Source organism: Streptomyces sp. MBT53, assembly GCF_016654115.1.
Classification (GTDB): Bacteria; Actinomycetota; Actinomycetes; order Streptomycetales; family Streptomycetaceae; genus Streptomyces.
This window is the reverse complement of record NZ_JAEQAZ010000046.1, coordinates 78,092-90,446: the sequence shown is the minus strand read 5'-3', so window position 1 is coordinate 90,446 and position 12,355 is coordinate 78,092. Positions and strand designations below refer to the sequence as shown.

Sequence of the window (12,355 nt, the reverse complement as noted above, 5' to 3'; positions counted from 1 at the left end):
GTAAGCCTCTTTGAGCCCCGTTCCGCATATGGGGAGTCGGGAGAGACCGGTTGAGGGCGGCACATGCGGACTCAGGTACCGGCAAACCCCCATCCATGTCGGCGCTACCGGTAGACTGGAAGCAATCCCGCCCCACTTGTGGGACACACACCGAGCAACGCTGACTAAGGCTTACCAACGCAACACGCCGCAGCCGCTCCGGCCAACCGCCGGGAGCCTGGCTTGTGCTGTGCCAGAAAGGGCGCTTCGTGGCCGATTCCGGCAACCCCAACGAGAACATCCCGTCCACCGACGCCGGCGCCGACGGCGAGGCTCACTCCTCGAACGGCGAGGTCACCGGCTCGTACGACGCCAGCGCGATCACCGTCCTCGAAGGGCTGGACGCGGTCCGCAAGCGACCCGGTATGTACATCGGCTCGACCGGTGAACGAGGCCTGCACCACCTGGTGCAGGAGGTCGTCGACAACTCCGTCGACGAGGCGCTGGCCGGCCACGCGGACACGATCGACGTCACGATCCTTCACGACGGCGGCGTGCGCGTCATCGACAACGGCCGCGGCATCCCGGTGGGCATCGTCCCGTCCGAGGGCAAGCCCGCCGTCGAGGTCGTGCTGACCGTGCTGCACGCGGGCGGCAAGTTCGGGGGCGGCGGCTACGCGGTCTCCGGCGGTCTGCACGGCGTGGGCGTCTCCGTAGTGAACGCGCTGTCCAGCAGGGTCGCCGTAGAGGTCAGGACCGACGGCTACCGCTGGACCCAGGACTACAAGCTGGGCGTCCCCACGGCCCCGCTCGCACAGCACGAGGCCACGTCCGAGACCGGGACCACGGTCACCTTCTGGGCCGACCCGGACATCTTCGAGACCACCGAGTACTCCTTCGAGACGCTGTCGCGGCGCTTCCAGGAGATGGCGTTCCTCAACAAGGGTTTGACGATCAAACTCACTGACGAGCGCGAGGTGGCCAAGGCCACGGCCGGTGCCGACGAGGCGGGTGCGGACGAGAAGGACGAGGTCAAGACCGTCACGTACCACTACGAGGGCGGCATCGTCGACTACGTGACGTACCTCAACTCCCGCAAGGGGGACGTGGTGCACCCGACCGTCATCGACCTGGAGGCGGAGGACAAGGAGAAGAGCCTCTCCCTCGAGGTCGCGATGCAGTGGAACAGTGGTTACAGCGAGGGTGTGTACTCCTTCGCCAACATCATCCACACGCATGAGGGCGGCACGCACGAAGAGGGCTTCCGGGCCGCGCTGACGTCACTGATCAACAAGTACGCGCGCGACAAGAAGCTGCTCCGCGAGAAGGACGACAACCTCACGGGCGACGACATCCGCGAGGGTCTGACCGCGATCATCTCGGTGAAGCTGGCCGAGCCGCAGTTCGAGGGCCAGACGAAGACCAAGCTCGGCAACACCGAGGCGAAGACCTTCGTACAGAAGGCGGTCTACGAGCACCTGAACGACTGGCTGGACCGCAACCCGAACGAAGCGTCGGACATCATCCGCAAGGGCATCCAGGCGGCCACCGCGCGCGTGGCGGCCCGCAAGGCCCGCGACCTCACCCGTCGCAAGGGTCTCCTGGAGACGGCGTCCCTGCCGGGCAAGCTGTCCGACTGCCAGTCGAACGACCCCACCAAGTGCGAGATCTTCATCGTCGAGGGCGACTCCGCCGGCGGCTCGGCCAAGTCCGGCCGGAACCCGCAGTACCAGGCGATCCTCCCGATCCGCGGAAAGATCCTCAACGTCGAGAAGGCCAGGATCGACAAGATCCTGCAGAACCAGGAGATCCAGGCACTGATCTCCGCCTTCGGCACCGGGGTCCACGAGGACTTCGACATCGCCAGGCTCCGCTATCACAAGATCATCCTGATGGCGGACGCCGACGTCGACGGACAGCACATCTCCACCCTGCTGCTGACCTTCCTGTTCCGCTTCATGCGGCCGCTGGTCGAGGCCGGGCACGTGTTCCTGTCGCGCCCCCCGCTCTACAAGATCAAGTGGGGCCGTGACGACTTCGAGTACGCGTACTCGGACCGCGAGCGCGACGCCCTGATCGAGCTGGGCCGGCAGAACGGCAAGCGCATCAAGGAAGACTCGATCCAGCGCTTCAAGGGTCTCGGCGAGATGAACGCCGAGGAGCTGCGCATCACCACGATGGACCAGGAGCACCGCGTCCTCGGCCAGGTCACCCTGGACGACGCCGCGCAGGCCGACGACCTGTTCTCGGTCCTCATGGGCGAGGACGTCGAGGCGCGCCGCCAGTTCATCCAGCGCAACGCCAAGGACGTCCGCTTCCTCGACATCTGAGTCGGTCTCAGCTGACCGCACCAGGAAGGATCCCCACCAGCAATGGCCGACGAGAACACTCCCAGCACGCCTGAAGAGGGCGTCATCGCCCAGCGCGTCGAGCCCGTAGGGCTCGAGACGGAGATGCAGCGTTCGTATCTCGACTACGCGATGTCCGTCATCGTGTCGCGAGCCCTGCCCGACGTCCGGGACGGCCTCAAGCCCGTCCACCGCCGCGTCCTGTACGCCATGTACGACGGCGGCTACCGGCCCGAGAAGGGCTTCTACAAGTGCGCCCGTGTCGTCGGCGACGTCATGGGCAACTACCACCCGCACGGCGACTCCTCGATCTACGACGCGCTGGTCCGCCTCGCGCAGCCGTGGTCGATGCGGATGCCGCTGGTGGACTCCAACGGCAACTTCGGCTCCCCGGGCAACGACCCCGCCGCCGCCATGCGCTACACCGAGTGCAAGCTGGCGCCGCTGTCCATGGAGATGGTCCGTGACATCGACGAGGAGACCGTCGACTTCACGGACAACTACGACGGCCGCTCCCAGGAGCCGACCGTCCTGCCGGCCCGCTTCCCGAACCTGCTGATCAACGGCTCGGCGGGCATCGCGGTCGGCATGGCCACCAACATCCCGCCGCACAACCTCCGTGAGGTCGCGGCGGGCGCCCAGTGGTGCCTGGAGAACCCCGAGGCCTCCCACGAGGAGCTGCTCGACGCGCTGATCGAGCGCATCAAGGGCCCCGACTTCCCGACCGGCGCGCTCGTCGTCGGCCGCAAGGGCATCGAGGAGGCGTACCGCACCGGCCGTGGCTCGATCACCATGCGGGCGGTCGTCGAGGTCGAGGAGATCCAGAACCGCCAGTGCCTGGTGGTCACGGAGCTGCCGTACCAGACCAACCCCGACAACCTCGCGCAGAAGATCGCCGACCTGGTGAAGGACGGCAAGGTCGGCGGCATCGCGGACGTCCGCGACGAGACGTCGTCCCGTACCGGCCAGCGCCTGGTCATCGTCCTCAAGAGGGACGCGGTCGCCAAGGTCGTACTGAACAACCTCTACAAGCACACCGATCTGCAGTCGAACTTCAGCGCCAACATGCTGGCCCTGGTCGACGGCGTGCCGAGGACCCTCTCCCTGGACGCGTTCATCCGGCACTGGGTGGCGCACCAGATCGAGGTCATCGTCCGCCGGACGAAGTTCCGGCTGCGCAAGGCCGAGGAGCGGGCGCACATCCTGCGCGGCCTCCTGAAGGCCCTGGACGCCATCGACGAGGTCATCGCGCTGATCCGGCGCAGCGACACCGTGGAGATCGCGCGCACGGGCCTGATGGGCCTCCTGGAGATCGACGAGATCCAGGCGAACGCCATCCTGGAGATGCAGCTCCGCCGACTGGCCGCCCTGGAGCGCCAGAAGATCATCCAGGAGCACGACGAACTCCAGGCGAAGATCACCGAGTACAACGCGATCCTCGCCTCCCCGGTCCGCCAGCGCGGCATCGTCAGCGAGGAACTCGCCGCGATCGTCGAGAAGTTCGGCGACGACCGCAAGACGATGCTGGTGCCCTTCGACGGCGACATGTCCATCGAGGACCTCATCGCCGAAGAGGACATCGTCGTCACCATCTCGCGCGGCGGCTACGTCAAGCGCACCAAGGCGGACGACTACCGCTCCCAGAAGCGCGGCGGCAAGGGCGTACGCGGCACGAAGCTCAAGGAAGACGACATCGTCGACCACTTCTTCGTGTCGACGACCCACCACTGGCTGCTGTTCTTCACCAACAAGGGCCGCGTCTACCGCGCGAAGGCGTACGAACTCCCGGACGCCGGCCGCGACGCGCGCGGACAGCACGTCGCGAACCTGCTCGCCTTCCAGCCGGACGAGGCGATCGCGGAGATCCTCGCGATCCGCGACTACGAGGCGGCGCCCTACCTGGTCCTCGCGACCAAGGGCGGCTTGGTGAAGAAGACGCCTCTGAAGGATTACGATTCGCCCCGTTCCGGCGGTGTCATCGCGATCAATCTCCGCGAGACGGAGGACGGTTCCGACGACGAACTGATCGGCGCCGAACTCGTCTCGTCCGAGGACGATCTGCTGCTGATCAGCAAGAAGGCACAGTCGATCAGGTTCACGGCGACCGACGACGCCCTGCGCCCCATGGGGCGTGCCACCTCCGGTGTCAAGGGCATGAGTTTCCGCGAGGGCGACCAGCTTCTCTCGATGAATGTTGTTCGACCCGGTACGTTCGTGTTCACTGCCACAGACGGCGGGTACGCGAAGCGGACCGCCGTCGACGAGTACCGCGTCCAGGGTCGCGGCGGCCTGGGTATCAAGGCCGCCAAGATCGTCGAGGACCGCGGTTCTCTCGTCGGCGCGCTGGTGGTCGAGGAGACCGACGAGATCCTCGCCATCACGCTGTCCGGCGGTGTGATTCGTACGCGAGTCAACGAGGTCAGGGAGACGGGCCGTGACACCATGGGCGTCCAACTGATCAACCTGGGCAAGCGCGATGCCGTCGTCGGTATCGCTCGTAACGCCGAGGCGGGATCCGAGGCGGAGGAAGTCGCCGGCGACGAAGCCGTCGACGAGACCGCCGAGGGTGTCGCGACCACCGGCACGGACGAGGGTGACGCACCCTCGGTCGAGTAGCACGAGGAGAGAGTCATCGTGAGCGGAGCCACGGGCGCCGGATCGACCGGTACGGACACGGACGGCGGCGGCCGTGGCTCCGCCGCGAACGCGACAGATCCGCACACGACCCAACTGCGTGCGATCGACGTGAAGAAGGCCGACTCGCACGCGCCCGACGCACATGGATCCCAGGGGGGAACTGTGACGGACACCCGAGGTCCGGGCACCCAGCAGCAGCAGTCGGCCGGGGCGGGCGCCAAGGCTCCGGCCCAGGGGCAGCAGGCGCCCCGGCCTGCCGCACCGGCCGCGCCGCCGACGGCGTCCCCGCTGCCGGGTTCGCCGCTGCCCGGTGAGCGTCAGTCGCAGCAGGCGGCCGGGCCGTACCACCCGCCGCAGGCCTATCCCACGCAGGCGCCCGCCGCCGCCCAGAGCGGTGCCGTACGGCGTCCGCGTACGGGCGCGCGCACCGCGCCCCGCACCCGCAAGGCGCGACTGCGGGTGGCCAAGGCCGACCCGTGGTCGGTGATGAAGGTCAGCTTCCTGCTCTCCATCGCGCTGGGCATCTGCACGGTCGTGGCGTCCGCGGTGCTGTGGATGGTCATGGACGCGATGGGGGTCTTCTCGACGGTCGGCGGCACGATCTCGGAGGCGACCGGCTCGAACGAGTCGAACGGCTTCGACCTGCAGTCCTTCCTGTCCCTCCCGCACGTCCTGACCTTCTCGGGGATCATCGCGGTCATCGACGTCGTCCTCGCCACGGCCCTCGCGACCCTCGGCGCGTTCATCTACAACCTCTCCGCCGGCTTCGTCGGAGGCATCGAGCTGACGCTCGCCGAGGACGAGTGAGAAGTCGGACGAGAACGCGGGTGTACGGGGGTTGAAACCTCCGTCGGCGGTCCTGTGACTATCGATTTTGGGACTGCCCATGTCGTGCGCTAATCTTCAGGAGTCAGCGCGCGGGACATACTCCGCAGAGCGCGGCGGGGCTATAGCTCAGTTGGTTAGAGCGCATCCCTGATAAGGATGAGGCCACAGGTTCAAATCCTGTTAGCCCCACCAAGGCATGATGCCTGGTCAGACGGCCGGTAGATCACTTCGATCTACCGGCCGTCTACATTTGTGGATCTTGGTATCCCGCTACTCTCCCGTAACTTGTGGTCGGGACCCGACAGCAGGAACCTGCATCTACCGAGTGATGCCAAACCGGTCGTGCGGCCTCTACTGTTTTCGACGAGACGCCCCCTGCCGATTCAAGCGGCAGGGGGCGTCCCTCTTTCCGGCTGAGGCCTCCCGAGCACTCGGCCGGAGTCTGCGGCGGCGGAGCGGTCAGCCCCAGCCGATGTCTGCGAGGGGCGTGTCCGTGGACGCTGACGTCTCCGTCGCGGTCGGTTCAGTCGCCGACTCTGCGGTCGTCGACGTTGCGGCGGCGCCCCACCCGATGTCCTGACTCTGGATCGTGCTCCCGGACTCAAGCGCGCTTGCCGCTGCCGGAGCGGCCACCGCGGCCAGAGCCAGCAGGGCGGAGGCGACCACAAGGCGGACTCGGGTCATTCGACACCCCTCTGTTCGAACATGGTTGCGAGTGTTGGTTCTGAACCGTCAGAGTTACATGGCCAATCCAGGTGGTCCAAGCGGCAGGCCGTGCGGAAAACTGCACATGCGGAATTCCACACGCGTAACAGGGGGCGAACGTGAGCGACTTGGACACTCCGGACGACGAACTGCCGCTCACAGAACACGACTTCGACGCCTACAGACAGATCGCCGAGGGTCACCCGCTTCCACCTGATTACGCCCCCGACAGGCTTCTCGCCCTCCGTCTCGTCGACCGCGACCCCTACGCCCCCGGCGGATACATCCCGAACGACCCCACAGCGGCCGTACACGGCCTCACAACGGCCGTCCTCGGTGAACTGGAGCACCTGGTCCAACGCGTCTCCCAAATCCCTGCCCTGGAGCGCCTCGCCGAGCACTTCGACCCCCACCGCTTCTACGGCGGTCCCGGATCTGAATTTCTCGGTACCGCAGCCCAGATGAACGCCCGCCTCGGTGAGATCGGCGGAGGCGCCAGGACCGAGTTCTGTTCCATCCAGCCCGGAGAGCCGGCCGACCGCGACCCTGCCATCCTCCGCCTGGGCGTCGAGCGCACCCGCTCCGCGCTACGGCGAGGCGTCCAGGTCCGGTCGATCTACCACCGAAGCGCCCACGAACACGACCAGACCCGGGACTATGTCGCTGAGATGATCGCGGACGGCGCCGAAGTACGTGCCTCAGCTCTCCCCGGGCCACGCCTGGTGATCATCGACCGGCAGCACGCGTTCGTGGACAACCACGTCATAGAGCGAGCCGAGAACAACAGTGGCTGGCACCTGTTCGACAGAGCCGCAGTGGCCTGGGTGCATGCTGCGTTCGACTTGTTCTGGGACCACGCCACCAGGTGGCAGGATCTCGCCCTTGCCGCCAACGACCAACCACTCACTGAGCGTCAGCGGCGCATCCTCCGCGACCTCGATGCCGGCTACTCCCAACAACAGGTCGGCCCCCGCATCGGGCTCAGCCGGCGCGCTGTCGACAAGGAACTCGCGGCCATCCGCGAGACCCTCTCCTTCGACACCACTTACCAGGTGATGGCCTGGTACGGGCGATTCCACTCCGGCGACGGGGCAGGATAAGGAGCTTTCACGCACGCGACCGTCTACAAGCTGTAGATCAGTCCGTACTGTGAGTACAGTGCAGGTAGGGGAGGCGGACCCGTTCATTCCGTCCGCCTGACGCATAGCCCCAGACAAGCCCGGCAGGGGTACTCGGGAGGTCCCCGGCCGGAAGGGCGTCCCCCGCCGCTTGATTCGGCGGGGGACGCTACAACGCAGTAAACCGCCCCGCCCTCCGTTACGGAGGACGGGGCGGTCGCGCTCAGCCTTTCGGCGAGCACTTGCGGAGCCAGCGGACGCATATCACGCGGCTCCGCCATTGAGGGCCACCCCCGACGGGGGATCGGGGGTGGCCGTAGGATCCGGTCCCTGGGTGTCGACGAGACCAAGGACCGGAGGTTCACCAGCGAAGGCCCACGGCGTCCGTGACCGACTTGCGCACGTACGGATTGGCGTGGCCTGGGGCGTGGCCGCGGCGCAGGGTGCACAACACACCGCTGGGGTGCCTGGCCGCGCATAGGCCGGCGGCCCTGTAGCCCGAGCCGTCGGCCTGGGCAATGAGTGCCTTGGTGGTATTGGTCTGCTTCATGACAGGCCTCCCGTGATGTGGCGGGCGAGGCATAGGACGTGCGCATATCCGGGGTGCGGGCTGGCGTCCCCCTCCCAGATGACTGCGACGACCAGGTCCTGTTTGGCGATCTCCTGGTTGCAGGGGAAGCAGCGAAGGGGCTCCCCAAGTAGCGCTGCGGCCTCCTGGTGCCGATGGCGTCGGCCGCGGGCGACGAAGCACGTCGAGCCGACTTTGCAGGGTGCGCACCGCGCGATGTGGGCGTGCCAGTCGCACCACGTGATCATGGCCGCAAGGCGTGTCAGGTAGCAGCGGCAGCACGCCCGCCAGGGCGCCTCGGGAAGCAGACAGACGGCATCGTCGCCAGGTGGCCGGTCGCACCAGACGCAGTGGTCGCCGATGGCAGCCGCTCTGGACATCCGGCCCATCTGACCGATGGCGAGGGTGTGTCCCCGCCACATGTCCTCGGCCAGCGCGATGGTCACTGGGGGACCTCGCGGAGGTAGGCGATCACGTACGGCAGGTGATCAACATCGCGGTTCCAGGGCCGTCGGTGGTCCAGGAAGCGGTACCCGGCGATGCGCAGGGCGCGGCGGACGCGGGCCATGGCGCTCTCCCAGTCGTCCAGGGTGGCGTCCTGGAAGTCGGACCACAGGACGACCGAGCCGGCCGTGGCGTACGGCGGCCAGAGATGGGTGTCCAGGGCGCGGGTGACGTAGCTGGTCAGGTGGAAGTCGTCCAGCATGGTCTGCAGGCGTCTGCTGGGATCGTGTGCCGGCCGCTCGTAGGTGGGGTGCACCTCCAGGTGGTCCCAGCCGTCGGCGGGGCACGGTGCCAGAGATGCGCCGACCGGCAGGCGGGACACGATTAGCGGCTGGTAGCGGTCGACAGCCGGTGTCCGGCGCGGGCCGGGCATCCGGACCACGTAGCCGAGGGACTCCAGTCCGGCCGTGACCGCCGCCAGCCGGGTCCACCAGTGCTCGTCCTGCTCGGCCGGCGGGACGTCCGGGTCTGCGTACCAGTCGACCTCGACACACAGATCAGCGGTGGCCGGCCAGAGAGCCGGATAGAGACCGACGGCTCGGCACCAGCCGTGCCCCGGCGGGATCTGCCGGTCGACGACCCGCAAACGGCCCTGCGCGCCGGTCTGCACCCAGTGCTCACCGAGCCCGAGCCCGTCGAGCTGGTGGCTGACGAGGGCAACTCCACTGCTCGGATCTGTCGGGTCGTAGACGGCGGTTGGGAGCGAGTTGGTCATCGCGGCACCAGCCGGTCGTAGTGCCCACACAGCGTCCGCACCGAGCGGGCCATCCGCGAGGCGACGGACCCACGGAGGGCCTCCGTCTCGGCGGGCTCTGCACGTAGCAGGATCCGGGCCTGGCCGGTACACATCCTCGCCGCCAGACGGTCGGGATGGTCCTCGGGCAGCCGCTCGGCCCAAGCCTCCACCGCGGGGATGAGGTCCTGGAGGTGCTGGCGGAAAGCCTCCGTGAGAGCGACGAGTTCGGCGCGCACGAAGTGCTTCTCGGGGGCGTGCCGAGACTCGGGGTCGAAGGGGTCCGCCCGGGGGATGTCCGTAGAAAGGATGGGCGCGATGCTGGCGCGTATGGCCCTGATGTCCGGAGGCGCGGTGAGTGAAGTGGTGCTCATGCCGATCGCTCCGATTCGCCGACGGAGGACAAGCAGTCTTCAAGGGCAGCCTGGAGGGCGTGTGAGTCGGTGATCCAGTCACCGTCCCCGGGGCAGACCCGCCAGTGCGGACCTGCTCCCGCCGTACAACGGGACGGTGGGATCGTGAGGGTGCCGCCCTTACCGATCGCCTGGGTGCATTCGACTGCCCACTCGGCGGCGGTGCCGCGCGCGACGAAGTAGTAGAGGACGCCCTTGGGCGGGTACTCAAGTACGGCGCCGCAGCGACGCCCCAGGATGGCCATCGCAGCGACGCCCAGCTGGCGTGGTACGCGGACCACGTCCCAGGCCTGGCCTGCGTCCTGGAGAGTGCACCCCATATGGGTGGGTAAGCGCGTGGTCGGCATCATGGCTCCTCGAAGCACAGGCGATCAGGTGCGCTTCAGAGTGGCCCTCTAGGGCGCGGGAATCGAGGACTTCAATAGGCCTTCTCGGCGCCTCAAATAGGGCTTTCATTAACCCTGAGGAGTGATGGGTAGCCAGATAGCGGACCTCGCGTGACACTGTCCGCAGTGCTCGACATGGAGGTACAGCAGTGCCACGGCGCCCAGGTAACACCCGGCTCAAGGCCGCCATGCTGACGGCCGGATTTCGATCGCAACAGGCGCTCGCCGACGCCCTCGGCGTTGGCGTCCGTCAGGTACGACGCTGGGCGTCCGAGAATCCACCGTGGCCGCAGCCAGACCAGGCACAGGCTCTCACGCGTGAACTCGGCCAGAGCCTCGTAGCCCTCGGTTTCACCCCGCCGAACGCAGTCCAACCCGATCGAGGCCGCCGGACCGTTCTCGCGGCCACGGCCGCCGTCGTTGGGCTGGCCGCCGTGCCGACGCAGGCCGTCACTATGCAGCCCGCCACCGTGGCCGCCGACTTCCAGGCCGTCACTCGATCCCACCGACGGCTGTACTGGTCGGTTGCCCCTGCCACACTGCACCCTGCCGCGCAGGCCCACGGCTCCCTCGGCTGCGCCCTGCTTACGGAGACCGCCGGACAGACTCGACGGGCGGTCGCTGCAGCTCTCGCGGAGAGCTACTTGCTCGCAGCTCGCATCGAGTTCTTCGACATGCGCGACGCCGACCGCGCCGGAAGCACCTTGCTGCTCGCGCTCCAGGCCGCAGGCGAGGCTGACGATGCGCTGATGGGCGCCGCCGTCCTCGCGCACACCGCGTTCATCCCCGCGTGGGAAGGCGAGCGGGAACGGGCGGTCGAGCGGATGATCGCGGCACGTACCTACGCCCGCCGAGGTCCCGCATCAGCAGAACTGCTCGCCTGGCTGGACGCGGTCGAGGCAGAGTGCGAGACCCGCTGCGGCAACGCCCGTACGGCGCTGCACCTGATCGGGCACGCCGAGGACGTCCTCGCGCGTGGTGGGGAGCACGCGTCGCCGGAGTGGCTCGACTGGTTCTCCCCTGTCCGGTTGGCTGCCTTCAAGGGCAACACCCAACTACGCGCCGGTCACATCCCGCAGGCGCGCACCACCCTCCTCGGCGTCCTCGACGCGCTCGCTCCCTCTGAGGAGAAGCAGACGACCGTCATCCTCGGCGATCTCGCCGCCGTGGAAGCTGCGGCCGGGGCGCCGGAAGCCGCGTGCGGGTACGCGGTCCGAGCGCTGGACCAGCTGGAGCGGACTTGGTACGCGATGGGGATGGACCGGGTCCGTGAGGTCCGCCGGGCGCTGGCCCCGCACCAGAACGAGCGGTGCGTGCGGGACTTGGACGATCGGTTGTACGGGTGGTCGACAACGGTTAGTGCTCTTGCCCGTTGAACTCCGTGATGCGCGGAGACAGGTCGAGAAGGCTCTCCACCCGGAAGGTGGGGAGCCTCTCCGCTTCCTCGGTGTGCCACTGGATCGTCGCCCAGGGACCGCGCCGGACCAGCGCGGTGTGCATGCCGGCGGCTGCTCCGGGCTCGAGGTCATTGTCGACACGGTCGCCGACGTAGAGGATCTCGTCGACCTTGTGCGGGACGGCCTCGGCGACACGGTCGAAGAACAGGGGGTCGGGTTTCGAGGCGCCCCAGTCGTCGCTGGTGCCGATCAGGTCCACGTCGTTGGTGAACAGCCCCCGGAGGATCTTCCCGGCGCGGATCGTCTGGTTCCCGGCGATGCCTAGCCACAGCCCGTCCGCGCGGAGCTGCGTCAGCGCCGGCCGGACGTCGGAGTAAAGGTCGTCCTCGCCGAAGTGCTCGGGCTGCCCGGCTGCAGCCCGGGCTTCGCGCTCCGCGTAGAGGTCGAAGCCGGGCCGGAACTCCTGGAACACCTCGCGGTAGTCGCGCCCTTGGGCGATGACGGCGCCGAACATCGCGTGGAAGGTGTGGCGCGGCACACCGAGCCAGTCGGCCCAAGTGCCGTACTCCCGGGTCTCGTTCACCAGGCACTCACCCACATCGAACACCACTGCACGAATCATGGCGGCAGCGTAGCCGGACACGACGAAAGGCCCCCTCTCGCCCGCAGGCGAGAGGGGGCGAATCGTCTGGCCAAGATGGGCTCGCCCGGGAGGCTGGCATTCGCCACCGTAGCGGAC

10 protein-coding genes and 1 tRNA gene are annotated in these 12,355 nt (G+C 67.8%); 6 read left to right on the top strand and 5 right to left on the bottom strand.

Annotated elements, in window-relative coordinates; genetic code table 11:
- The first annotated feature begins 248 nt into the window (after positions 1-248).
- The 4 genes from gyrB to JHN45_RS19040 all read left to right on the top strand — a co-directional run bounded on the left by gyrB (position 249) and on the right by JHN45_RS19040 (position 5,984).
- Complete coding sequence (gene gyrB, locus JHN45_RS19055; protein WP_200716695.1) at positions 249-2,309, top strand: DNA topoisomerase (ATP-hydrolyzing) subunit B; 2,061 nt, start codon at positions 249-251, stop codon at positions 2,307-2,309.
- A 42-nt stretch (positions 2,310-2,351) separates the two neighbouring features.
- Entirely contained in the window at positions 2,352-4,943 is a 2,592-nt protein-coding gene (gyrA, locus tag JHN45_RS19050; RefSeq protein ID WP_201049802.1) for a DNA gyrase subunit A, read from the top strand.
- Positions 4,944-4,961: 18 nt separating this feature from the next.
- A complete protein-coding gene (locus JHN45_RS19045) occupies positions 4,962-5,771 on the top strand; it encodes a DUF3566 domain-containing protein (protein ID WP_201049801.1) in 810 nt (269 codons plus the stop codon).
- 136 nt (positions 5,772-5,907) lie between these two features.
- Positions 5,908-5,984, top strand: a tRNA-Ile gene (locus JHN45_RS19040).
- A 267-nt stretch (positions 5,985-6,251) separates the two neighbouring features.
- Here the strand turns inward: JHN45_RS19040 and JHN45_RS19035 are convergent.
- Complete coding sequence (locus JHN45_RS19035) at positions 6,252-6,476, bottom strand: hypothetical protein (protein WP_201049800.1); 225 nt, start codon at positions 6,474-6,476, stop codon at positions 6,252-6,254.
- 140 nt (positions 6,477-6,616) lie between these two features.
- On the opposite strand from JHN45_RS19035, the gene JHN45_RS19030 reads away from it, so the two are divergent.
- Entirely contained in the window at positions 6,617-7,597 is a 981-nt protein-coding gene (locus JHN45_RS19030) for a hypothetical protein (protein WP_200709447.1), read from the top strand.
- 379 nt (positions 7,598-7,976) lie between these two features.
- Here the strand turns inward: JHN45_RS19030 and JHN45_RS19025 are convergent, their stop codons facing one another.
- From JHN45_RS19025 to JHN45_RS19015, 3 genes are all read right to left on the bottom strand, one after another.
- Positions 7,977-8,165 carry a hypothetical protein gene (locus JHN45_RS19025; protein ID WP_200709446.1) on the bottom strand — a complete coding sequence of 63 codons (189 nt, stop codon included), beginning with the start codon at positions 8,163-8,165 and terminating at the stop codon, positions 7,977-7,979.
- 460 nt (positions 8,166-8,625) lie between these two features.
- A complete protein-coding gene (locus JHN45_RS19020) occupies positions 8,626-9,402 on the bottom strand; it encodes a hypothetical protein (protein ID WP_200709445.1) in 777 nt (258 codons plus the stop codon).
- Positions 9,399-9,794 carry a DUF6415 family natural product biosynthesis protein gene (locus tag JHN45_RS19015; protein WP_200709444.1) on the bottom strand — a complete coding sequence of 132 codons (396 nt, stop codon included), beginning with the start codon at positions 9,792-9,794 and terminating at the stop codon, positions 9,399-9,401. The genes JHN45_RS19020 and JHN45_RS19015 overlap by 4 nt, the downstream gene beginning before the upstream one ends.
- A gap of 574 nt (positions 9,795-10,368) precedes the next feature.
- Here JHN45_RS19015 and JHN45_RS19010 point away from each other — a divergent pair.
- Entirely contained in the window at positions 10,369-11,595 is a 1,227-nt protein-coding gene (locus tag JHN45_RS19010) for a transcriptional regulator (protein ID WP_200709443.1), read from the top strand.
- Here the strand turns inward: JHN45_RS19010 and JHN45_RS19005 are convergent.
- On the bottom strand, positions 11,576-12,238 hold the full coding sequence (locus JHN45_RS19005) for an HAD family hydrolase (RefSeq protein WP_200709442.1): 663 nt from the start codon (positions 12,236-12,238) through the stop codon (positions 11,576-11,578). The two genes, JHN45_RS19010 and JHN45_RS19005, sit on opposite strands and share 20 nt — an antisense overlap.
- Positions 12,239-12,355: the final 117 nt, after the last annotated feature.

Excerpts from the sequence above, each read along its gene's own strand:
- JHN45_RS19020 (WP_200709445.1), bottom strand. The coding sequence starts at position 9,402 with ATGACCAACTCGCTCCCAACCGCCGTCTACGACCCGACAGATCCGAGC.
- JHN45_RS19015 (WP_200709444.1), bottom strand. The coding sequence starts at position 9,794 with ATGAGCACCACTTCACTCACCGCGCCTCCGGACATCAGGGCCATACGC.
- gyrA (WP_201049802.1), top strand. The coding sequence starts at position 2,352 with ATGGCCGACGAGAACACTCCCAGCACGCCTGAAGAGGGCGTCATCGCC.
- JHN45_RS19025 (WP_200709446.1), bottom strand. The coding sequence starts at position 8,165 with ATGAAGCAGACCAATACCACCAAGGCACTCATTGCCCAGGCCGACGGC.
- JHN45_RS19035 (WP_201049800.1), bottom strand. The coding sequence starts at position 6,476 with ATGACCCGAGTCCGCCTTGTGGTCGCCTCCGCCCTGCTGGCTCTGGCC.
- JHN45_RS19005 (WP_200709442.1), bottom strand. The coding sequence starts at position 12,238 with ATGATTCGTGCAGTGGTGTTCGATGTGGGTGAGTGCCTGGTGAACGAG.